19 protein-coding genes are annotated in these 22,393 nt (G+C 52.0%); 8 read left to right on the top strand and 11 right to left on the bottom strand.

The annotated features are described in order from the left end of the window. Nucleotides 1–121 precede the first annotated feature (121 nt). The 3 genes from KDD30_RS00400 (at nt 122) to KDD30_RS00390 (ending at nt 4,643) form a co-directional block, all read left to right on the top strand. On the top strand, nt 122–1,537 hold the full coding sequence (locus tag KDD30_RS00400) for a DASS family sodium-coupled anion symporter (protein WP_211646890.1): 1,416 nt from the start codon (nt 122–124) through the stop codon (nt 1,535–1,537). Between the two features lie 177 nt (nt 1,538–1,714). Next, nucleotides 1,715–3,598: a methyl-accepting chemotaxis protein gene (locus KDD30_RS00395; RefSeq protein ID WP_211646889.1), complete on the top strand. Its 1,884-nt coding sequence runs from the start codon at nt 1,715–1,717 to the stop codon at nt 3,596–3,598. Nucleotides 3,599–3,755: 157 nt separating this feature from the next. Next, nucleotides 3,756–4,643, top strand: coding sequence for a DMT family transporter (locus tag KDD30_RS00390; protein ID WP_211646888.1), 888 nt, complete (start codon nt 3,756–3,758; stop codon nt 4,641–4,643). Nucleotides 4,644–4,655: 12 nt separating this feature from the next. On the opposite strand, the gene epmA is transcribed toward KDD30_RS00390, so the two are convergent. Both epmA and efp read right to left on the bottom strand, forming a co-directional pair. After that, nucleotides 4,656–5,627: an elongation factor P--(R)-beta-lysine ligase gene (epmA, locus tag KDD30_RS00385; RefSeq protein WP_371826057.1), complete on the bottom strand. Its 972-nt coding sequence runs from the start codon at nt 5,625–5,627 to the stop codon at nt 4,656–4,658. A gap of 102 nt (nt 5,628–5,729) precedes the next feature. Further along, on the bottom strand, nt 5,730–6,296 hold the full coding sequence (efp, locus tag KDD30_RS00380; protein ID WP_211646887.1) for an elongation factor P: 567 nt from the start codon (nt 6,294–6,296) through the stop codon (nt 5,730–5,732). A 32-nt stretch (nt 6,297–6,328) separates the two neighbouring features. Here efp and epmB point away from each other — a divergent pair, with 32 nt between their 5' ends. The 4 genes from epmB (at nt 6,329) to rimK (ending at nt 11,656) form a co-directional block, all read left to right on the top strand. Then, nucleotides 6,329–7,351, top strand: coding sequence for an EF-P beta-lysylation protein EpmB (epmB, locus tag KDD30_RS00375; protein ID WP_211646886.1), 1,023 nt, complete (start codon nt 6,329–6,331; stop codon nt 7,349–7,351). 277 nt (nt 7,352–7,628) lie between these two features. Next, entirely contained in the window at nt 7,629–9,257 is a 1,629-nt protein-coding gene (locus KDD30_RS00370; protein WP_211646885.1) for a methyl-accepting chemotaxis protein, read from the top strand. A gap of 25 nt (nt 9,258–9,282) precedes the next feature. Next, a complete protein-coding gene (gene alr / locus KDD30_RS00365) occupies nt 9,283–10,515 on the top strand; it encodes an alanine racemase (RefSeq protein ID WP_211646884.1) in 1,233 nt (410 codons plus the stop codon). Nucleotides 10,516–10,756: 241 nt separating this feature from the next. After that, entirely contained in the window at nt 10,757–11,656 is a 900-nt protein-coding gene (rimK, locus tag KDD30_RS00360; protein WP_211646883.1) for a 30S ribosomal protein S6--L-glutamate ligase, read from the top strand. 606 nt (nt 11,657–12,262) lie between these two features. On the opposite strand, the gene KDD30_RS00355 is transcribed toward rimK, so the two are convergent. From KDD30_RS00355 to KDD30_RS00320, 8 genes are all read right to left on the bottom strand, one after another. Next, nucleotides 12,263–13,714, bottom strand: coding sequence for an ATP-binding cassette domain-containing protein (locus KDD30_RS00355; RefSeq protein ID WP_211646882.1), 1,452 nt, complete (start codon nt 13,712–13,714; stop codon nt 12,263–12,265). Between the two features lie 94 nt (nt 13,715–13,808). Continuing rightward, a complete protein-coding gene (locus KDD30_RS00350) occupies nt 13,809–14,720 on the bottom strand; it encodes a LysR family transcriptional regulator (protein ID WP_249199165.1) in 912 nt (303 codons plus the stop codon). A 94-nt stretch (nt 14,721–14,814) separates the two neighbouring features. Beyond that, nucleotides 14,815–15,417: an NAD(P)H:quinone oxidoreductase gene (wrbA, locus tag KDD30_RS00345; RefSeq protein WP_211646881.1), complete on the bottom strand. Its 603-nt coding sequence runs from the start codon at nt 15,415–15,417 to the stop codon at nt 14,815–14,817. Between the two features lie 42 nt (nt 15,418–15,459). Continuing rightward, nucleotides 15,460–16,104 (bottom strand): DsbA family protein, encoded by a 645-nt coding sequence (locus tag KDD30_RS00340; protein ID WP_211646880.1) that lies wholly within the window; start codon nt 16,102–16,104, stop codon nt 15,460–15,462. A gap of 251 nt (nt 16,105–16,355) precedes the next feature. Next, on the bottom strand, nt 16,356–16,976 hold the full coding sequence (locus tag KDD30_RS00335) for a hypothetical protein (protein ID WP_211646879.1): 621 nt from the start codon (nt 16,974–16,976) through the stop codon (nt 16,356–16,358). Between the two features lie 364 nt (nt 16,977–17,340). After that, on the bottom strand, nt 17,341–17,781 hold the full coding sequence (locus tag KDD30_RS00330) for a DUF805 domain-containing protein (protein WP_211646878.1): 441 nt from the start codon (nt 17,779–17,781) through the stop codon (nt 17,341–17,343). Between the two features lie 279 nt (nt 17,782–18,060). Beyond that, on the bottom strand, nt 18,061–19,701 hold the full coding sequence (gene groL, locus KDD30_RS00325) for a chaperonin GroEL (RefSeq protein WP_211646877.1): 1,641 nt from the start codon (nt 19,699–19,701) through the stop codon (nt 18,061–18,063). Between the two features lie 41 nt (nt 19,702–19,742). Continuing rightward, the gene (locus KDD30_RS00320; protein WP_036750845.1) at nt 19,743–20,033 is read right to left on the bottom strand and encodes a co-chaperone GroES; all 291 of its coding nucleotides are present in this window, start codon (nt 20,031–20,033) and stop codon (nt 19,743–19,745) included. 215 nt (nt 20,034–20,248) lie between these two features. On the opposite strand from KDD30_RS00320, the gene KDD30_RS00315 reads away from it, so the two are divergent. Continuing rightward, nucleotides 20,249–21,640: an MATE family efflux transporter gene (locus KDD30_RS00315; RefSeq protein WP_211646876.1), complete on the top strand. Its 1,392-nt coding sequence runs from the start codon at nt 20,249–20,251 to the stop codon at nt 21,638–21,640. A gap of 51 nt (nt 21,641–21,691) precedes the next feature. On the opposite strand, the gene KDD30_RS00310 is transcribed toward KDD30_RS00315, so the two are convergent. Next, entirely contained in the window at nt 21,692–22,222 is a 531-nt protein-coding gene (locus tag KDD30_RS00310) for an FxsA family protein (protein WP_211646875.1), read from the bottom strand. Between the last annotated feature and the right edge of the window lie 171 nt (nt 22,223–22,393).

The raw sequence follows: 22,393 nt of genomic DNA, 5'->3' as shown, positions 1-22,393 counted from the left end.
CATCACAAAAGGGACGTTCATCACGTCCCTTTTTTAATGCCTGCTTTTTGATCTGCTCCAGCATATGCATAGACACGACATGTTAAGCTGCCTGAGCCAGTTTTGAGTCAGAGCATCCAACATGCGGGAACTATCTTTCGTACAACTGCTGAAATTGCTGATCGCCTTTGGCCTGCCTTTTGCCCTGCTGCAAATCCCCACCGAAGCCATCCCGCTGGACGGACTGACCCTGATTCAGCACCGGTTACTGGCAATTTTCGTCATGGCTGCCCTGCTCTGGGTACTCGAACCTGTTCCGGTTTATGCCACGTCTTTACTGATCATCGTACTGGAACTGGTTCTGCTGTCAGATCAAAGCCTCCGCATCTTTCGCCATCCCGCTGACACTCCCGATTTCGGCGCCCTGCTCCCTTATACTGATATCTTTCACGCCTTCGCCTCCCCCATCATCATGCTGTTTCTGGGTGGATTTGCGCTGGCCATCGCCGCAGCAAAGTACAGACTGGATACCAATCTGGCCCGGGTCCTGCTCAAGCCCTTCGGCCATGAACCGCGCTACATCATGCTGGGACTCATGCTGATCACGGCCGTGTTTTCGATGTTCATGTCAAACACTGCTACGACCGTGATGATGCTGGCTTTGCTGACCCCCATCCTGGCTTCGGTGCCGAAAGAAGACACTGGCGTCAAGGCCTTGGTTCTGGCTGTGCCTGTCGCCGCCAACACTGGCGGTATTGCCACCCCTATCGGCACACCGCCAAATGCCATCGCCCTGCAATATCTCACCGGTGAGCACAGCATCAGTTTTCTGGGCTGGATGGCCATCGGCTTACCCTTCGTGCTCCTTCAGCTTGGGCTGGCCTGGTGGTTACTGCAGCGCCTGTTTCCAGCCCGGCTTTCTGTACTTGAGCTCAAACTGGACGGACAGTTCCAGCAATGCTGGCAAGCCTGGGTGGTCTATCTGACTTTCGGGATCACCATTCTGCTGTGGCTGACCACCGCGATTCATGGCATGAATGCCTACGTGGTTGCGCTGATCCCGCTGACTGTGTTTACCCTGACGGGTATCATTGGAAAAGAAGAGCTCAAGTTATTCAACTGGGATGTGCTCTGGCTGGTTGCCGGAGGGATCGCCATCGGCATGGCGCTGGAAAAAACCGGACTGGCCCGGCAACTGGCTCATGCGATCGATTATACGCTGATGCCTGCCCTGCTCGTGCTGGTCCTGCTTTCCTTGCTGTGCTGGCTGATGGCAAATTTTATGTCCAACACTGCAACCGCCAACCTGCTAATGCCCATCGGCGCAGCGATTGCCACCTCAGTTCCGACACTGGCTGGCACCGGCGGCCTGACGTCCATGCTGGTGATTCTGGCATTTTCTGCATCTTTAGGCATGGTTCTGCCCGTCTCAACGCCACCGAACTCTCTGGCTTATTCAACAGGTTTATTCCACAGCCGGGATATGATGAAAATCGGGGTGCTGGTCGGCCTCAGTGGGCTGGGGCTGCTCTATCTGGCAGCATTATTGTTTTTATGAATGCATCCCTGTAACACTCGCATCTAAAACTGGCATCGTGATCACAGCTTAACAATAGACCTGTTAATTTGATGTAAAGCGAACATCGGTTTCGCTGATAATTCTGGTTGAGTCACTTATGGCATCTTGAGCGCCTTCGTCGGGATGAGAAGGGGCCAACCAAACCGGAATTGCAGTATGAAATTCACGATAAAGCTAAAAATACAGGTAGCCATTGCTGCCATCATTGCCACCGTCAGCGCGATTCAGGCTGGCATCTCTATTTCCCAGCTTCGCGAGGAAACCACCAGCGAGGTGAATGCACAAATGAGCGCGATCGGCGCAGCAACCGGCGACTATATTGCCGACTGGCTGGACGCCCGACGCAATCTCATGCTGGCAAACCTGCCACTGATTGCCTCGACAGACAATGTCGACCGAGAATTACTGCTGACCAAACGTGCCGGTGATTTTCTGTCGGTCTATGCCGGATTTACGGACGGCAGCATTGCGTATGGCGATAAAACGGAAGACTGGCCGGCTGATTATGATCCCCGTACACGCCCTTGGTATCAGGATGCCATCAAGTCCAGCAAACTCATCCTGACCGAACCTTATCAGGACTTTGACGGTAGCCTGGTGGTCAGTTTTGCCCGCGCATTTCATGGTGAACACCAGGGTGTGCTCGCCGCCGATCTGACGGTGACTCACATTATCGACAAAATCCTCAGTCTGAAGATCGACAATGCCGGCAGCGCCTTTCTGATTGACGGTAATAATACACTGGTGGCTTATCAGGACGCCTCTCTCAGCCGCAAGCCGCTGACACAGCTGGATAATGATCTGACCCCCAGCTTTATCCGCAGCCTGAACGGCAGCCAGACCGTTGCCGAGTTCCATTTTGATAAAGATAACAGTGATAAACTGATTCTGGTGGCACCGATTGCCGGCACAGACTGGTCTGTCGGGATCATTGAAGACAAATCCATGGCCTATGCGGCCATTGGTAAAGTGCTTTCCTTTACGCTGCTGGCCTCACTCTTGATGTATGTCGTCATTGCCATGATCGCCGGTCTGATTATCAACAGTCTGCTCCGCCCGCTCAGTGATCTGAACCGCTCTGTACATGCACTCACGCAGGGCAGCGGCGATCTCACCCAGCGTATCGCCATTGAGCGTATGGATGAAGTTGGTGAACTGGCAGAAAACATGAACCTGTTCCTGAGCCAGCTGCAGCATATGATTCAGGGCATCGTGAGCCGTTCGAATACGTTGAGTGAACAGGCCGGGCAATCTTACCATCAGGCGCGTCAGGCCTCAGAACGGGTCAACGGCCAGCAGAATGAGATCAACCAGATCGCCACGGCCATCCATGAAATGTCGGCCACCGCTGCCGAAGTGGCCAGCCATGCCGAACTGACCGCCTCCGCAGCGCAGTCTTCCACCGGCGCTTGCGCGCAGGGACAAAGTGTCATCAGCCAGAACCGCGAAGCCATTGTGTCGCTGGCCAATCAGGTGCAGGATGCAGCCCGGGTCATTCAGGCACTGGAAGCCAATGCGCAGGACATCAACCATATTCTGGCAACCATCCAGGGCATCGCAGAGCAGACCAATCTGCTGGCCTTGAATGCCGCGATTGAAGCCGCCCGTGCCGGTGAACAAGGCCGCGGTTTTGCAGTGGTGGCCGACGAAGTGCGTGTGCTGAGTCAGCGAACCCACGACTCCACGGAAGAAATCAGGGCCATGATTGAAACCCTGCAGAATAACACCCGCCAGGCCGTTGACAGCATGGGCGCCAGCACGGATCTGGCTGGTCAGAGTGTCGATTATGCGCAGGCAGCCAGTGACAGCCTGACGCAAATCACCCAGTCCATTGGGGAAATTTCAGATATGGCCACGCAAATCGCCAGCGCAGCAGAAGAGCAGCGGGCAGTCAGTGAAGATATCAGCCGCAATACACAGGCCATTCGCGATGTGTCGGATCATCTGGCAACCCAGACTCAGGATGTCAGCCACAGCGCTCAGTCGATGAATCAGTCTGCGGAAGCGATGCGGCAGGACGTCTCTCGCTTCAAAATTTAACGCCCCCGCGTCACTGGACATGGCCAGCTCTGCTGGCCGTGTTCCCCCCTGATACAGACCTTCTTTCTCCCATACCAATTTCGGCCACTTTGCTGCATGATATGCAGCCAATCAGCATGACGCACTGCCTTCGCAGTCATTTTCAATAAGGATATCCATGGGCTACGAATGGCTGGCACTGGCCGCCGCCGCACTCTGGGCGGTCAGCAGTTTAATCTCCGTGACACCCTCCCGTCATTTAGGTGCTTTTGCCTACAGCCGCTGGCGCATGGCCTGTGTCACCCTGATGCTCACCGTCATGGCCGCACTCAACGGTGGCTGGTCCACGGTTTCCTGGGACTTCGCACTGGTGATGATGCTGTCCGGGCTCATTGGGATCTTCATCGGAGATACCGCCCTGTTTGCCTGTTTTAACCGGGTTGGTCCGCGACGGGGCGGACTGCTGTTCTCCTGTCATGCCGTCTTCTCGGCGCTGCTCGGGATCTGGCTGTTTGATGAAAGCTTGTTCGGCTGGAAACTGGTGGGCGCGTTACTGGTTTTTGCCGGGGTCGTGACCGCCATTTTATTCGGCCAGAAAAGTCAGAAACATCAGATTGAAGCCATCACCGGCAGTCTGGGCGTGGCGGTCATTCTGGGGTTAACTGCGGCATTGTGTCAGTCACTCGGGGCGATTATTGCCAAACCGGCCATGCAGACAACACTGGATCCGGTGGCTGCTTCTGCAATGCGAATGGCCGCAGCGTTCAGCGCGCATAGTGTGCTGCGCCTGAGTGGCGCGCAGATTGCCAAACCACGCCAGCCTATCAACGGGCGGATCCTCGGGATGGTGGCACTGAACGGATTTCTGGCCATGGCCGTCGGAATGACCCTGATTTTATTCGCACTGCAGCATGGCGATGTCGGGATGGTGGCTTTATTATCCGCCACCACCCCCATCATGATCCTGCCATTGCTCTGGCTTTACACCCGACATCGTCCACCGGCGGCAGCCTGGTTGGGCGCCATTCTGGCCGTGATTGGCGCCGGGCTGATCCTGAAGTTTTGAGCCAGACCAGGCTCAGGCAATCGTGACCGGAAACGCTGTAACCTGGGCAATATGAGTCTGTTTCAGCGCCAGCATCACCAGACGGTCAATGCCCAGTGCAACCCCGGCACAGTCGGGGAATCCGGCTTTCAGCGCAGCAACCAGATGATGATCAATCGGCTGAGGCAGTAACCCCATAGAAACACGCTTGGCATTATCAGCTTCAAAGCGCGCCAGCTGCTCATCACCATCTGAGAGTTCATGAAAGCCGTTTGCCAGTTCAATTCCCTGATGATAGACCTCGAAGCGTTCTGCCACGCGGCTGTCTGTCGGGCTGATCCGCGCCAGTGCCGCCTGAGACGCTGGAAAGTCATACACAAAGGCTGGCACCTGCTGCCCGATCACCGGCTCCACGCCCATGCTAAACATCAGTTGCAGCAAGGTATCGCGATCGGTTTCATTTGCCGCCACATCGCCCAGATTCAGCGACAGCGCCGCTTGTTTCAGCGTATCCATGGAAGCGGTCAGCGGGCAGACGGACAGCACTTTTAAGAAAGCCTGCTGATAACTCATCCGCTCTGCAGCACCGCAGTGCAGGACCTGCTGCAACAGCGCATCCATTTCATCCATCAGCGCGTGATGGTCGAAACCGGGGCGGTACCACTCCAGCATGGTAAATTCCGGATTGTGATAACGGCCGGATTCTTCATTGCGGAAGGATTTACAGATCTGATAAATCGGGCCGCTGCCTGCCGACAACAGACGTTTCATATGAAACTCCGGACTGGTCATCAGATATAAGGTCTGGCCGTCAGCAAAGCCCGGTCCGACAAACGCCGTCTGAAAAGTATGCAGGTGAATATCAGTGACGGTGGCCTGGCTCATGGCCGGGGTATCCACTTCCAGAACATCGCGTTGTGCGAAAAAATCACGAACCGACGCCAGAATTTCAGCCCGCTGACGCAGGGTTGCGATCTCAGCGGTGGGTTGCCAATGCATTGTCATAGGAGAGTCTTTTTTCATCTGAGTCGAAAATTGCAGACATGAAACGGGGGATGAAAACAACAAAGGCCGCATGATGCGGCCCTTGTCTGATCACGCGATGAATTACTTCACGCGGCTGACGTATTCCGCAGAGCGGGTGTCAATTTTAATCACTTCACCGATTTGGATGAACAGAGGTACACGCACCACAGCACCGGTTGACAGCGTGGCTGGCTTACCGCCCGTGCCCTGCGTATCGCCTTTCAGGCCCGGATCCGTTTCAACCACTTCCAGTTCAACGAAGTTTGGTGGCGTCACTGCGATTGGGTTACCATTCCACAAGGTCAGCGTACAGGTGTTGTTTTCAACCAGCCACTTCGCGTTGTCGCCCACTGCTTTCAGATCAGCTGCGATTTGCTCGAAGGTTTCATTGTTCATGAAGTGGTAGAATTCACCGTCGTTGTACAGATAATCCAGATCCGTATCAACCACGTCTGCTGCTTCAACTGTGTCGCCAGACTTGAAGGTTTTTTCCAGAACCTTGCCAGACAGCAGCTTACGGATTTTGACTCGGTTGAACGCCTGGCCTTTGCCTGGCTTCACAAATTCGTTTTCGATAATGACACATGGTTCATTATCGAGCATAATTTTCATTCCGCCGCGGAATTCATTCGTGCTGAAAGACGCCATTTTTTTCCTCTTAACATCTTCGAGTTATTTTCATGCCGCACATCATAACCCGAAACGTCGCCACTGTTGAGCAAAACTGGCTCGATCAGTTAGCCAATGCGATCTCGGATCCGCTTGAACTTCTCCGGCTGCTGGAGATTGATCCTGCCCCCTGGCAAGAAGGGCTGGCAGCCAGAAAGCTGTTTGCGCAGCGTGTCCCCAGAAGCTTCGTCGATCGGATGGAAATTGGCAACCCGCAGGATCCGTTGCTGCGTCAGGTTCTGCCTCTGGCCGAAGAGTTTGAGGTACACGAAGGCTTTTCTCAGGATCCGCTGGAAGAGCAGCAAAACGAACAGCCCGGCCTGTTGCACAAATACCGCAACCGGGTGCTGCTGATTGTGAAAGGGGGCTGCGCAATCAACTGTCGTTACTGTTTCCGCCGTCATTTTCCGTATCAGGATAATCCGGGCGGCAAACGTCAGTGGCAACAGGCGCTGGATTACATTGCTGCGCATCCGGAGCTGAACGAAGTCATTCTGTCTGGCGGTGATCCGCTGATGGCAAAAGACAGTGAATTGCGCTGGCTGATTGAAGGTATCGCCGAGATCCCGCATATCAAACGGCTGCGGATCCACACCCGGCTGCCTGTGGTGATTCCGGCCCGGATCACGCCGGAGCTCTGTTCGCTGCTGAAACATATCCGGCTGCAAACCATTCTGGTCACCCATATCAATCATGCCAATGAAATCAACGACACCCTGTCTCAGGCATTGTCACCATTGCGTGATGCCGGGGTAACCCTGCTCAATCAGGGCGTCCTGCTGCGGGGGGTCAATGATTCCGTAGACGCACTGGTGAATCTGAGTGAATCCCTGTTTGATGCCGGGATTCTGCCTTATTACCTGCATGTGCTGGACAAGGTTCAGGGAGCCGCTCACTTCATGGTCAGCGATGAGGAAGCCCGCCGACTCATGGCCGGACTGATCGCACAGGTCTCAGGTTATCTGGTTCCGAAACTGACCCGGGAGATTGGTGGGCGCAACAGTAAAACGCCTCTGGATTTACATCTGGAATAAATGAAACGAGCAGCGGCCCCTCCCCCAAGTTTTTGCCGCTGCGCCAATTTCTGGTGATTAAAAAACAATAAATCACCACAAAAAATAACCTTTCCCATATCCCGCAAACAACAGCACATACATCTGAAAAACAAAACAAAAACAAATAAAAAACAAATAAAATTAATCAATTATTAGCATTTGAAAGTGTTAATAATGTCATTAGACTGGCCGCCGAATACACGGGTATACATTTTTTTGTGATTCACATCACCCACTCTAGCATTCGGAATAAGTCATGACTGCCAATTGGAATCTAAAAACCAAGCTTTCGATGCTGTTCACAGCCATCGCGCTTATTATCATCGCGGCCCTGTCTGCGATTTCTTATCACACTCTGGTCAATTCAGCGATGAGCAGTATTGACACTGAACTAAACACAGCAGCTTATGCCGTGGAGCAGCTCATTGGCGATCTGCCCAACGATGAAGCCAACCGTGATGATGCCCTTTATGATGACATTTCAGCCCATCTGACCCATTTTACACAGGGGGCCAAGCTGGAATGGGCTTATGCCACCGTACGTCGTGGCGGTCAGGTGTATTACACCTACATCAACCGCGATGAAAAAGAGTGGAAAAGTGGCCGATACAAAAACTGGTATCTGGAGCGCTATCAGAAAGTGCCGGAAATGCTGTATGAAGCCTTCCGTACAGAGCAGACTCAGTATCAGAGCTATCAGGGCGAATTCGGCCTGTACCGGTCGATTTTTGTACCTTTCCGAAATGATAACGGAGAAGTTCATGTCATCGGGATTGATGTCAAACTCACCGACATTGACGAAGTCAAAACAGAAGCTCTGAAGAAAACCTTTATTATTGCGGCAATTTTCCTGATCCTGACCGTGATAGTTGCACGCATGATTGCCAATCTGATTGTCACCCCAGTGAATGGCCTGAATGAGGTGCTGCGCTCGCTGGCAAACGGCAACTGGGATCTGAACCAGCGCGTCAAAGTGAGCAGCCAGGATGAAATCGGTGAAATGTCCGATTCCTTCAATATCTTCATGGCAGCCCTGCGTAACCGCATGCTGGAAGTCCAGCAGTCATCAGACAGCGTCGCCGCCACCAGCGCACAACTGGATTCACTGATCCGCGCGGTCGCCGAGCGTTCTGTCACGCAGTCCGATCATGTCGGCAGCAGTGCAACCGCCATCGAAGAACTGGCCGCCAGTGCACAAAGTATCACCGAGATTGTCGACAACGCCAATCAGCAGATGGGTCAGTTTGAACTGCTGACACAAAGCACCGTGGAAGCCATTGACCATGCAGTTCGCGGCATGCAATCGGTCCAGACGGAAACCAATACCGTCGCCAATAAACTCCTTCAGCTGGACAGCCGCGCCGGTGAAATCAATTCAATTGTTGAAGTGATCAAAGACATCGCCGATCAAACCAACCTGCTGGCACTCAACGCTGCAATTGAAGCAGCACGCGCCGGTACCCAAGGCCGCGGCTTCGCGGTGGTCGCTGACGAAGTACGTCAGCTGTCTGAACGCACCTCAAAAGCAACCGTCGAGATCAGCACCATGATCCGCTCGATTCAGACAGACACCAGCGACACCACGCAAACCATGCAACACGCCGTCGATCGTGTCGACAGCAGCGTGCAGCATGCAGATCAAGCCAACGCATCCCTCAGTTCCTTTAACCAGGAAATCTCAGCGGTCAGTTCCGGCATGGAAGAAATCGCCGGTTCGGTCAAGGAGCAGGCTCACGCCTCAGATCATCTGTCTCGCAATGTCGCTTCTCTGAGTGACAGCGCGGAAGAAAACCGCCTGTCCACTCTGGAAGCTCAGCAGGGTGTTGATGAACTGAAACGCCGTGCGAATGCACTGCATCAGGTCGTCAATCAATTCACCCTGTAACCTGTAATAACAACAGAGACTTACAATGAAAAACTTTAAATTCTCACTGATTGCCCTTGCCATGATGGGGACAACTTCCGCTTCAATGCATGCGACTGCTGCACCAATGCTGCCAAGCATTGAGCACGCGAACACCATGGATGAAGTTCAAACTGCGAATGCATGGGTGGAAGTCGACAAGGCAGCGTTTGAATCGAATATTATGCACCTGCAAAACCATGTTGGCAGCAGCACCGAGATCTGTGCCGTCATGAAAGCAGACGCCTACGGCAATGGTATTGCCAACCTGATGCCTTCCGTGATGCAAAGCGGGATCTCTTGCGTGGGGATCACCAGTAATGCGGAAGCACGTCTGGCGCGTGAGCTGGGCTTTAACGGCCGCCTGATGCGTCTGCGTGCCGCGACTCCTTCTGAGATCGAAACCGCTGTTGATCTGGGACTGGAAGAGCTGATCGGCACCAAGCAGCAGGCAAAAATTATTGCCCGCATCGCACGTAAACACGGCACGGTGATCCCGGTACATCTGGCACTGAACTCTGCCAGCATGGGCCGTAACGGTCTGGAAATGCGCACCAAGCACGGGAAAAAAGAAGCCCGTAAGATTGTGAACACCCGTCACCTGCAAGTGGTCGGTATCATGACGCACTTCCCAACGGAAGATCTGAATGAAATCCGTGACGGCCTGCACCAGTTCAAACAAGACAGCCAGTGGATTTTCAACCACACGGATCTGGATCGTGATGATGTATTGCTGCACGTGGCAAACTCTTTCACCACACTGATGGTGCCGGAAGCACATCTGGACATGGTTCGTACCGGTGGCGCTCTGTATGGTGACACCACACCAGCATACCCTGAGTACAAGCGTATTGTGTCGTTCAAGACGCAGGTTGCTTCTGTGCACCGTCTGCCAAAAGGCTCAACCATTGGTTACAGCAAAACAGAAACACTGACGCGTAATTCCGTGCTGGCTAACCTGCCGATCGGTTACTCTGATGCATTCCCGCGCTCAATGAGCCGTGTGGGTGAAGTACTGATCAACGGTCAGCGTGCCAAAGTACTGGGTTCAACGTCAATGAACACCACCATGGTCGACATCACAGATATCAAAGGCGTGAGACCTGGCGATGAAGTGGTGCTGTTTGGCCGTCAGGGCCGCGACGAAATCACCATTGGCGAAACAGAAGATCACTCAGGCCGGATTCTGTCTGAAATCTACACGCTTTGGGGCACGTCCAATCCGAAAGTGCTGAAATAATTCAGCCCTCCCCTGAGACCATCCTCCCCCTTTGGTCTCAGGGACCTTTCCAGCCAGCTTCTTCTCTGCATTCCTCTCTATTGAGTAAATTCTCTTCTCGTCACCATTAAAAGAGATCATGGTCCAACCTCTCGATTCTTGGTCACTTTCAAGGCATATTCTGCGTCCGTTTTACTGAGCAGAAATTCCAGGTTCGCCAGCCAACCCGCTCAGATTCCTCCAGCTTTTTGATGAGAACACGATGAAAATTGGCATTTTGTCCCAGAACGCAAATCTGTATTCCACCCGTCGTCTGCGCGAAGCCTGTGAGCAGCGCGGCCATGAAGCGGTGGTGATTAACGCCCTGCGCTGTTATATGAACATCAACTCCGTTCAGCCCTCCATTCACTTTGAAGGACACGATCTGGTCGGTATTGATGCCATTATTCCGCGAATCGGGGCGGACATTACATTTTACGGCTGTTCTGTGCTACGCCAGTTTGAAATGATGAATGTGTTTTCCATCAACCAGTCGATTGCAATTTCGCGCTCCCGGGACAAACTACGCTCTCTGCAGCTACTGAGCCGCAAAGGTATTGGCATGCCGATCACTGGCTTTGCCAGCAAACCGGACGATATCAAAGATCTGATTAAAATGGTGGGTGGCACGCCGGTAGTGATCAAACTGCTGGAAGGGACTCAGGGCATTGGCGTGGTACTGGCAGAAACCCAGAAAGCAGCCGAAAGCGTGATCGAAGCCTTCATGGGCCTGAAAGCCAACATCATGATTCAGGAGTACATTGCCGAAGCTGGCGGTGCTGATATTCGCTGTTTTGTTCTGGGCGATAAAGTGATTGCGTCGATGAAACGTCAGGCTGCTGACGGCGAATTCCGTTCAAACCTTCACCGGGGTGGCAGTGCATCTCTGGTCCGCATCACCCCGGAAGAACGCCGCACCGCGGTTGCTGCCGCCAAAGCCATGGGGCTGCATGTCGCAGGTGTCGATTTGCTGCGCTCCAACCGGGGCCCGCTGATCATGGAAGTGAACTCATCACCGGGCCTGGAAGGCATTGAACATGCGACCGGCAAAGACATTGCCAGCATGATTGTTGAATACATTGAAAAACACGCCAAGAAAAAGCGTCGTCATCAGGATCAGTAATTCCCTCAAGGCTGCGTATTTACCTCACGCAGCCTGTACAGCAATTCGCTTGAAGATCAGTAAAAACCTGACCAGATCCAGGCCGCAGGATAAACCGTGTGATAAAAAAATCATAAGTCATTGTTTTTATGTGATAAAAAATCATGTGCAGCTTTTCCGGCAATTTTCACAATGAACCCTGACGGATGATTGATCAGAAAAAACAGCCAGCCCCGAACAAACGACAAACAAAACATCATTCCGTGCAGCACTTACCACAGACAACAGCTTATTGGTGTACATTTTCAATCAGTGAATCAATCGTCATCAGAAAAAACACCCAAACAACTGAAACTAAACGAAAAAATCATCCGTACAGCTTTTCCGGCTTTTTTCCAGGTGAACTAATTTTTTCTCAGGCTCAACACGAGTTAATCAGGAAAAACGCAAGGATCTGTCGCTGAGCAGACTAAACAGCTTTCTACAGAAAAATCAGCACTTTGCTGTACGCATTGATTATCATCATTCTCAAACTTCAAAAAACCACACTAACAGACTGATTTAAAAGATAATTCATTCAGCGTACAGCTTTTCAGGCTTTTTTCCGAATGAACCTCAGACAAGGCGTCATGATTCACGCCGATGAAGCCGCACAGTATACCCACCAGCCGGGGCCGGTTCGAAATCGACAACGTTCTGAACCGCCTCCAGCGTATCTTCTTCATGATGGGTCACATACAGCAACTGACTCAGCCCCGCTGAGGCAATCCGGTTGAGGGCCTGAAAAACCAGCTTCCGGTTGAGAAAATCCAGCCCCTGATACGGTTCATCCAGAATCAGTAATGCCGGTTGTTTGATCAACGCACGGCCAATCAGCAGCAGCCGTTGCTGGCCGTAATCCAATGCCCGGAAACTGACCTTTTCCAGCGCGCTCATTTCCAGCAGATTCAGCCATTCCCGAGCCAGCTGAACCTCGCGTTTGCTCGGCTGCTGATACAGTCCGATTGAATCGTAAAATCCGGACAACAGTACATCCAGCGCCTGACAACCAACGCGATATTGCAGATGTAAGGCCGAAGACACTACCCCGATGTGCTTTTTCACATCCCAGATAGTTTCACCACTGCCGCGCTTCATGCCCAGCACGGTGATGTCGTTGCTGTAGCATTGCGGATGGTCGCCGAGGATCAGCCCCAGCAAGGTACTTTTACCGCAACCATTCGGTCCGCGGATCTGCCAGTGCTGTCCTTGTTCAATCTGCCAGTTCACGCCGGTAAAAATGGTGGCTCCCACATATGCGACGCTGACCTCACGCATTTCGACCAGCGGATTGGGATAAACATGTTCAGACTGATGCGCCTGCAACAACGCCATCATGGCATCACTTTTCTGTGCAGACAGCGCCTTCATCTGCGCCATCACCGGATGGGACAGCCACTGAGCGCGCGTCAGCGTCTGCGACAGTGATGTTTCGTCGAATAAAGCCACATGGGAGATAAAGTCCGGCAACTCATCTTCCCGGGAGGTCACAATCAGAATCTGCATCTGCGCTGAGAGCTCTTGTAGCAGCTCAGATAGTGTCTGACGATGACGGACATCCAGACCGGCGTAGGGCTCATCAAGAATCAATAATTCAGGATTGGCAGCCAGCGCTCTGGCCAGCATCACCCGGCGGGTTTCGCCCGTGGACAGTTGCCGGAATCCCCGATGACGCAAATGGCGCAAATCGGCTTTCTCCAGCAGCGACTCCAAGGCCCCAGCATTGCAACCTGCCTCCAGCACCAAGGCCTCAACTGTGGTGCCGTAATCAATGCTGTCGGCAAAATCGGTTTCATCTTTTTCCAGTTCCAGGTCGAGCAACCTTTGCTGTTCGTGCAGGGAAATACAGGCAATTCGCTGCGGCAGCCCCTCAATCAGGCCTTTTTCCGGTGTCAGTTCGCCACTGAAAATACGCACCAGTAAGGTGGCCGCATGGCTGTGTGTGGAAAAAATCCCCCAGTGTTGAGTTGGCTCAAGCTGCCAGTCCGCCACAGAAACCGAGGCGGATTCGGTATGGTGTGATAATCCCTGAATATGCATGGTCGCTTCCTTCGTCGTTCTTTCTCCTCATCTTGCATGACTTGCTGTGCGATTTCTATGCAAAAACTGACTAATAAGACAATAAAAAAGCGATTCACTCCGCTTCCAGCGATGCCACAGCATCCGAAGCCATACTCAGGCTGTGGAACAGCTCAAACAAAGTGCTGATTTCACCGATATGAGCCAGTTCCGGGTTCATTCCCAATTTCAGGCTCACCCGCCGGTTTTGTCCATGGGACAAATCAACCAGCACCAACTCCCCCCGGCGGCAGGGTTCAGCCACCGCATGTTGTGGCAGCCAGCCAAATCCCAAACCGCGCCGAACCGCTGCAATCGCCGCATCAAGACTGCTCACCGTCAGCCGCTGATGCGAACCCAACCAACCACTGTCCGTATTTTGCTGACCAGAATCCCGGATCACCACCTGCCGATGTGCTTTCAGTTCCGACTGAGTCATCTGCTGTGCTTGAGCAAAAGCAAAATCGGGGGCACAGACGCAACGTAATTCCAGATCGAGCAAAGGTTCAGCCACAGTTTCTTTCGGTAACTGGCTGGCAATGGCCAGTGAAACGACACCGGACGCCAGCAACTGACCCGCCCCGGAAAGCGCCGTTTCATAAACCCGCAGAGAAACGTTCGGGTACAACGCGTAAAAGCGTTCAAAGACTGACTGAGTCAGTGTATGCGGCAGCAGAACGTCCACAGCAAGACTCACTTCAGTCATCAACTGCCCCTGATATTTCGACGCTACGGACTCAATCTGAACTGCATTATGATGCAGGCTCTGGGCACGAGGCAGTAACGCCTGCCCAAGCTCCGTCAGCACCGATTGCCGCCCTTCGACCACAAACAACGGCTGGCCAAGCAGTGACTCCATCTTCTTGATACTGTGGCAAACCGCCGACTGACTCTTATGCAGCAACAGCGCGGCTTTCGCAGCACTGCCCTGTTCGGCAATGGCGATAAAAGCCCGCCACATTTCCAGCGTGACACGCGCAGTGGTCATGATTCATCCCTTTTCACAGAAAGAACGCACTATGACTGAATGCGGCAGGTTCAGGCAACAACCTTCAGTACCAGGAACGGCCTGAACCCGCAATTTAACGGCTGAGCTTTTTCGCCAGTGTCGCGACATGCATGCCCTGAAATTGTGCCAGGGCCAGCTCTTTCTCTGATGGCTGACGGGAACCATCTCCGCCGGCAATACAGGCCGCCCCCAGAGGCGAGCCCCCTTTGACTTCCGAGACATCAGCCAGACCCGGCGCGGTGTAAGGTAATCCGACGACCACCATGCCATGGTGAAACAAGGTGGTATGAAAGGATTGCAGCGTGGTCTCATTGCCACCCCCTGTGCCAGTCGAGGTGAACACACTGCCGATCTTTCCCACCAGTTTCTGCTCAAACCATAAACCGCCGGTCTGATCGAGAAAGTTCCGCATCTGCGATGCCATATTGCCAAAGCGTGTTGGGGTACCAAAAATGATCGCATCGTAATCAGCCAGATCCTGTGGCTTGGCAATCGGTGCCAGCTGATCGCGCTGGATCCCGGAGTTTCGTGCAATTTCTTCTGGCACTAGTTCTGGTACCCGCTTGATATCTACGTCCACATGGCCGACACCTCTTGCCCCTTCGGCGACCGCATACGCCATGGTTTCAACGTGTCCGTAGCTGGAGTAATAAAGCACTAAAACTTTTGTATTCATGGTATTTCCTCGCCTCAATCCGATGAATTTGATGTGTGTCGGTTAAACTGGCTCAACCTGAGTGAGCAGTTGTAAAAGCGCCTGCTCCGTCAGGGTTTGCGAAACCACCTGCTCACCATTGATGATGAGGCTGGGAATACTGCGCAGATGAAATGCCCGGGCACGCTTCAAATCCGCTTCCACAGCATCTCGCACTGCATCACTGTCCAGCAGTGTTTCAAAACGCACGGTATCCAGCCCGATGTTGTTCGCAGCCGCAAGAATCACGTCACGATCGCCGATGTTGTCATTCACTTTGAGGTGAAGATGCTGAATTTCATCAAAATAATCCCAGTGGGTATCCGAGTTCCCCATCAGCTCGGCTGCTTTCGCCCCCAACGCCGCCAGATAACCGCTCGGATAAGAAAAAGGCTTGGCGCGCATCCCTTCAATTTCAAACCGCTCCGGATCATCCGCATGTTGCTGACAAGCCACCCAGTGATTGAGAATTTCCTGTTTCGCCGCTGCCAGTGAACCAAAGCGCGTGATCATCTCGTCATCATTACGCTGCAACACAAAACAGCGCTGTTTCACTTCGATATCTGCCCGCTCAGCCAGCTTGCGCAGCCTTGGGCTCAGGACATAACACCAGCCACAGACGGCATCATGAAAAAATTCCAGGGTGATTTTGGGCTTTGTATCCGACATCAATCATTTCCTCAATTCAGGTTCAGTGCATCAAATTCAGGTTCAGTGCATCAAATTCAAAAGCCTGGCCAGGCAGTGCATGCTGTTCGTTCAGCTCAGGAATCATCTTAGGGGGAAAGCCGCAGGATAAAAATTGCAAAGAATTGGAGGGTATTATCGATTTTTTGCAAGGGTCGTTCTTGTTTTGCCTTCAAGAATCAATCAAGCCCGCAGCAAGCTGCGGGCTTCGAGCATTTCAGTGTCGAACTGCATTAATTTCGGGTAATTTCATAAGCATTGTTGCTCATGCTAGAACCGACCCGACAATTGATCGAGAAGTGATGTCTGCCAAGGGTGTAGTTACTGGGAATCGGAGAATTCGCACAGACGGTAAATCTGGATCGGTATTTATCTGCATAGACTTGTGTACTTCCGTTCACGGAATTGCCGGAACCAAAATTACAGGCCGGGTTATAAATATTCGCGATAATCACGAAACCGTCATAGACACGGCTGTGGTAGCCCGCACAAGTTTTGAACGTTGATCCATCTGTCGGTGCCAATGAAAGAATGTAAGCATTATCACTGTGCTGCCAGCTACCGCAGTTGAAGTCTACCGTCGTACTGGTGATCACATACCCCGCTGGAATAAAATCTCCCCGGCAGATCTTCAAACTTCTGGCCTGCGCCTGAAACATTTCACTCAGACGATCATCAGAAAGCATTTCATTTCCTGGTACCTGATGTATCTGAGCATCCAGGTGGTATTGTTCGATAAATGCCTGTTCAGAATCACTGGCGTACGCAGTTCCGGTCATGCAAAAACCGCTGAAAGCCATCAAAGGCATGAATTTTCTCTTCATCGCTGTACCAAACATCGTCTTCATGAACATGGAAGATCCCCACTTGTGAAAATAATTTCAATGAGGAATCTTCATTGAAATGGAACCGCTTGGTACACATGAAAATATTGAAAACTCAAACCCTGTAAGAATAATAATTACTGATATACAAATAAATTTCAGAAAATAGAAGGAATCTCCACAATACAAAACAGACTTCCTTCACAGCCCCCCCCGTACAACGCTGGATGCCTTGCTATATTTGGGGTGACAAGCTATCAGGCGTGATACATGACATGTCACCTTTCATCGCTGAGAACTACCTGTAACCATGACACCCAGCTATAGGAGTAGAGGACTTCGTCGCGGTAACTTCTATGATTGTCTCAGGAAACAGCAGAAAGTGTTTGATTGATTATCCCCTTGGGTCTTTCCCATATCGATTTTCAAAATGTTCAGGCGACAAGAAAATAAATATTGATAGGGGGAATTGCAGTATCACAAAGAGCACTAAAGCAAACCCAGAAAGCACACTGAACTCTTTCATCAGGTTAACCATCAAGTAGAAAAGGATCAGACTCAGTACGAAGTAAGTACCCAACCACTTTCCACTCATATTCATGTCATGAAACCTTCTCACCAGCATAGATAAAGAAGGAACGATGGAAACCATCAATATCAGTACAAAAGGTATAAAGAATAAAACGATCCAACTGCCTTGAAACACCGTCAACAAAGGTGACAAAAGCAAAGCCACAAACCAATGAATCAAAGTGAAAATTAATACATCCGAACGAGTCGCCCTGGATTGATAATCAAAACTACGCTTCCAAACATTCAAATATTTTTCAATCACAAACACCTCAAATAAAATCAGTATATTTTTTATCAAGATGAGGTTGAATTAAGAATTAAATATTGAGCAGCGGATTCAATTCTCACGACGGCTTTAAAAAACAGGTTTATCTTGAGGGTCTTATAGTCGCCAGAAATTGTATATCTCCATCCCCCTCAACATAAAACCCTCAGCGCCTCAAGCCAGATTGAAAATACAAACATCAGAGATGTAAAAATTACCCATAAAAAAACCCGCCTTGCGGCGGGTTTTCAAATTCATCACAGATGACGGGGCTGATTACATCATGCCGCCCATGCCACCCATACCGCCCATCGCGGCACCCATGTCTGGTGCGTCGTCTTTTGGCAGATCAGTGACCATGGCTTCGGTGGTGATCATCAGGCCAGCAACAGATGCTGCAAACTGCAGTGCAGAACGGGTGACCTTGGTTGGATCCAGGATACCCATTTCCAGCATGTCGCCGTATTCGCCTGTTGCAGCGTTGTAACCGAAGTTGCCTTCGCCGTTCTTCACTTCGTTCGCAACCACAGACTCTTCGTCACCTGCGTTACGAGTGATTTGACGGATTGGCGCTTCCATCGCACGCAGCGCAACACGGATACCCACGTTTTGCTCTTCGTTGTCGCCAGTCAGCTCGGTCAGTTTCGATGCCGCACGGATCAGGGCAACACCACCACCGGCAACCACGCCTTCTTCAACCGCAGCACGGGTTGCGTGCAGGGCATCTTCAACGCGGTCTTTCTTCTCTTTCATTTCAACTTCAGTTGCTGCGCCAACTTTGATCACTGCAACGCCGCCTGCCAGTTTGGCAACACGCTCTTGCAGTTTCTCTTTGTCGTAGTCTGACGTTGCATCTTCGATTTGCTGACGGATTTGCGTCACACGGCCCTGAATCGCGGTTTCTTCACCATGGCCATCAATGATGGTGGTGTTTTCTTTGGTGATCGTCACGCGTTTCGCCTGACCCAGATCTTCCAGAACCACTTTGTCCAGTTCCATGCCGATTTCTTCAGAAATCACAGTACCGGCCGTCAGGACAGCGATGTCTTGCAGCATAGCTTTACGACGGTCACCGAAACCTGGTGCTTTCACAGCAGCAACTTTCACGATGCCACGCATGTTGTTCACAACCAGTGTTGCCAGTGCTTCACCTTCCACGTCTTCTGCAATGATCAGCAGTGGACGGGACGCTTTTGCAACCGCTTCCAGTGTTGGCAGCAGTTCACGGATGTTTGAGATTTTCTTGTCAACCAGCAGGATGAACGGGCTTTCCAGATCAACGCTGCCTGCTTCCTGGTTGTTAATGAAGTAAGGAGACAGGTAACCACGATCGAACTGCATGCCTTCAACCACGTCCAGTTCATCTTGCAGTGCCTGACCTTCTTCAACGGTGATCACACCGTCGCGGCCCACTCTTTCCATCGCTTCCGCAATGATGTTACCCACGGTCGCATCAGAGTTCGCAGAAATTGTACCCACCTGAGCAATCGCTTTGCTGTCGGTACAAGGCTGAGACAGCGCTTTCAGTTCTTCAACCGCAGCCACAACCGCTTTGTCGATACCGCGCTTCAGATCCATCGGGTTCATGCCCGCAGCCACAGCTTTCAGACCTTCGTTGACGATCGATTGCGCCAGCACGGTTGCTGTTGTGGTGCCGTCGCCCGCTGCGTCGTTCGCCTGAGAAGCAACTTCTTTCACCATTTGTGCGCCCATGTTCTGGAACTTGTCTTCCAGTTCAATTTCACGCGCAACAGAAACACCATCTTTGGTGATGGTTGGTGCACCGAACGACTTGTCCAGTACTACGTTACGGCCTTTCGGGCCCAGAGTGACTTTCACAGCGTCAGCCAGAACGTTTACACCTTCCAGCATTTTTACACGAGCGTCATTACCAAATTTTACGTCTTTAGCAGCCATGTTTAACTTCCTTTCTTCATTCTTGATTCGAGGTGAATGGATTATTCAACAATTGCCAAGATGTCAGTTTCAGACATAATCAGAACTTCTTTGCCTTCAATCTTCTCGGTCTTGGTTGCATAACCTTCTGAGAAAATCACAGTATCACCAACTTTCACGTCCAACGGCTGCACAGAGCCATTCTCCAGAATGCGGCCTTTGCCCACAGCCAGTACGATACCGCGGGTCGATTTTTCTGCAGCAGAACCAGTCAGAACGATGCCACCAGCAGATTTTGATTCAACTTCCTGGCGCTCAACGATCACTCGGTCATGTAAAGGACGAATATTCATCGGTCGTCTCTCCTGATTTTGGTAATATCCATAGGTTTATATAAAAGCGAGCCGGTGAGTTTGCCGTCTCGCGAAATCTGTTCTCTAGACATGTTGGGTCGTTTTTCTGGAACCCAAGTCCTGTCGCGAAATTTTTTTGTTTTTTCTGCCAGATTTTTTGCCGGATCACATTCTTTGCATTAGGGTGTGCAGGCACTGAAGTACGCGAGAGCCTTATGACCCAAGCAGAACGCCCCGATAAACACGGTTTGTTGTCCGATCCGATTCCGGAAGTTTTACGACGCCTGACCATTCCCATGGTGTTCGGCATGGTCGCGATCCTGATGTTCAATCTGGTCGACACCTTTTTTATCTCGCTGCTGGGCACTCAGGCACTGGCTGCCGTGAGTTTTACCTTTCCCGTCACTTTTGCCCTGAACTCGATCACCATGGGCGTCGGGGTGGGTTTATCCGCTTGTATTGGCCGATTGCTGGGCGGGGGTGACACGCATGCAGCGGCTCGGGTCTCAAGTCATGGCCTCCTGCTGGCAGTGCTGCTGGTGGTCGCGGCAGCGACGCTGGGACTGCTGACCATTGACCCGCTGTTCCGCCTGCTCGGGGCTGAAGACAATCTGCTGCCCATCATTCACGAATACATGAACGTCTGGTATCTGGCGATCCCGTTGCTGGTGATCCCAATGGCCGGTAACAGTGCCATTCGTGCTACGGGAGATGCCAAAACCCCGGCAAAAATTATGATGCTGGCTGGCGGGATCAATGGGGTACTCGATCCGATGTTGATTTTTGGCCTCGGCCCGTTTCCTGAATTGGGCGTACAAGGCGCAGCCATTTCAAGTGGGGTCAGTTGGGCAGTCGCGCTGGTCTGGTCGCTGCGGGTGCTGATTGTCCGTGAAAAACTACTGGCAACCCCGGATTTACGACTCATCTTTGCCGACTGGCGGCAAATTCTGCACGTAGGTACGCCAGCAGGACTCTCAAACGCGCTGACGCCGCTCTCAAACGCGCTGGTCATGACATTGCTGGCAACACAAGGCACGGCGTCTGTGGCAGCCTATGGTGCCGCGATGCGGATTGAATCGTTACTGATGCTGGTGATGATTGCTCTGGGCTCAGCCCTGATGCCCTTCATGGCACAAAATTTAGGTGCAGAGCAGCCCAAGCGGGCGTTTACAGCGTTGTTTACTGCCATGAAGTTTGCCATCGGCTTTCAGTTACTGGTCTTCATCATGATGGTGCCGCTCAGCTGGCCGATTTCCGCCATGTTCAGTCAGGATGAAGCCGTCCAGACGCAGCTGTGGCATTACCTGATCCTGGTGCCAGCCAGTTATGGCTTACTGGCCGTTTGTATGCAGTTAATCAATGCGCTGAATGCCCTGCACCTGTCATTTCAGGCATTGCTGTGGAACCTGATCCGCCTGTTTGGTCTGCTGCTGCCCGCAGCATGGATTGGCGGACAACTCAATGGTACTGAAGGGCTGTTTACCGGCATTGCCGTCGCGAATGTGCTGTGTGGCCTGGCAGCCTTGGTGTATGCGAGACAATTGCGACGCAAGCATATCAAAGTCACAGAGTCGCAAGCAGCAGATTCGTCGTCCATCTCACGCTGACAACCCTTTTCATGCTCAAGAAAAGGGCATCAAGGTCGGATGATTCAACACTCAGTGCAGACGATGCTGATCATCGTCGTCTGATTTGTCTTTTTTCTCTTTTTCGTCTTTGCGTTCATACTCGCCGTCAAAGATATCTCCGTTCTCATCCCGTTCAAACGGACCGCGCTGAGAAAACGGTCCCTGTGAACCAAAACCGCCGCCAAAGCCGCCCTGATGCATGCTCTGCACTTTCACTTTGGTCATCAGGTATTTGGCCAGCGCTGCACGGGGTGCGGGCAGCAATACGACCAACCCCATGGCATCCGTCATAAATCCCGGCGTCAGCAGCAAAACACCAGCCACCGCCAGCATGACACCTTCCAGAATCTGCTGGGCAGGTAACTCACCGCGATTGAGCCGATCCTGCACCGACATCAGAGTCGCAATGCCCTGGCTGCGGACCAGTGATGCGCCGACGATGGCTGTGAGCAGCACCAGAAATAAGGTGGTCCACAATCCCAGCACACCGCCAACCTGAATAAAGAGGGCAATTTCAATCACGGGGACCAGAATAAACAGCAACAAGAGAACAGGAAACACAAACACCCCTTTTGTCAGGCAGGAAAATAAATCAAATCAGTCAGGGGGTACGATGGCGCGATTCCCCTGATTTTCAACCATAGCACCGGAGCCTTTTAACCGGATCACCTTTCTGAATCAATTTCCCGGCCTGAATTTGGTGATATCGTGAACGCGATAATTTGTGAAGAA

It is taken from the genome of Photobacterium sp. GJ3, from assembly GCF_018199995.1.
Taxonomy (GTDB): domain Bacteria; phylum Pseudomonadota; class Gammaproteobacteria; order Enterobacterales; family Vibrionaceae; genus Photobacterium.
This window is presented reverse-complemented; position numbering and strand designations above follow the sequence as displayed.

Bases quoted from the DNA above. Each gene is read 5' to 3' on its own strand.
- groL (WP_211646877.1), bottom strand. From the start codon at position 19,701: ATGGCTGCTAAAGACGTAAAATTTGGTAATGACGCTCGTGTAAAAATG.
- epmA (WP_371826057.1), bottom strand. From the start codon at position 5,627: ATGACAATGCATTGGCAACCCACCGCTGAGATCGCAACCCTGCGTCAG.
- epmB (WP_211646886.1), top strand. From the start codon at position 6,329: ATGCCGCACATCATAACCCGAAACGTCGCCACTGTTGAGCAAAACTGG.
- KDD30_RS00335 (WP_211646879.1), bottom strand. From the start codon at position 16,976: ATGTTCATGAAGACGATGTTTGGTACAGCGATGAAGAGAAAATTCATG.
- KDD30_RS00315 (WP_211646876.1), top strand. From the start codon at position 20,249: ATGACCCAAGCAGAACGCCCCGATAAACACGGTTTGTTGTCCGATCCG.
- KDD30_RS00355 (WP_211646882.1), bottom strand. From the start codon at position 13,714: ATGCATATTCAGGGATTATCACACCATACCGAATCCGCCTCGGTTTCT.
- KDD30_RS00340 (WP_211646880.1), bottom strand. From the start codon at position 16,104: ATGTCGGATACAAAGCCCAAAATCACCCTGGAATTTTTTCATGATGCC.
- KDD30_RS00395 (WP_211646889.1), top strand. From the start codon at position 1,715: ATGAAATTCACGATAAAGCTAAAAATACAGGTAGCCATTGCTGCCATC.
- KDD30_RS00320 (WP_036750845.1), bottom strand. From the start codon at position 20,033: ATGAATATTCGTCCTTTACATGACCGAGTGATCGTTGAGCGCCAGGAA.
- KDD30_RS00370 (WP_211646885.1), top strand. From the start codon at position 7,629: ATGACTGCCAATTGGAATCTAAAAACCAAGCTTTCGATGCTGTTCACA.
- KDD30_RS00350 (WP_249199165.1), bottom strand. From the start codon at position 14,720: ATGACCACTGCGCGTGTCACGCTGGAAATGTGGCGGGCTTTTATCGCC.
- rimK (WP_211646883.1), top strand. From the start codon at position 10,757: ATGAAAATTGGCATTTTGTCCCAGAACGCAAATCTGTATTCCACCCGT.
- KDD30_RS00390 (WP_211646888.1), top strand. From the start codon at position 3,756: ATGGGCTACGAATGGCTGGCACTGGCCGCCGCCGCACTCTGGGCGGTC.
- wrbA (WP_211646881.1), bottom strand. From the start codon at position 15,417: ATGAATACAAAAGTTTTAGTGCTTTATTACTCCAGCTACGGACACGTT.
- alr (WP_211646884.1), top strand. From the start codon at position 9,283: ATGAAAAACTTTAAATTCTCACTGATTGCCCTTGCCATGATGGGGACA.
- KDD30_RS00400 (WP_211646890.1), top strand. From the start codon at position 122: ATGCGGGAACTATCTTTCGTACAACTGCTGAAATTGCTGATCGCCTTT.
- efp (WP_211646887.1), bottom strand. From the start codon at position 6,296: ATGGCGTCTTTCAGCACGAATGAATTCCGCGGCGGAATGAAAATTATG.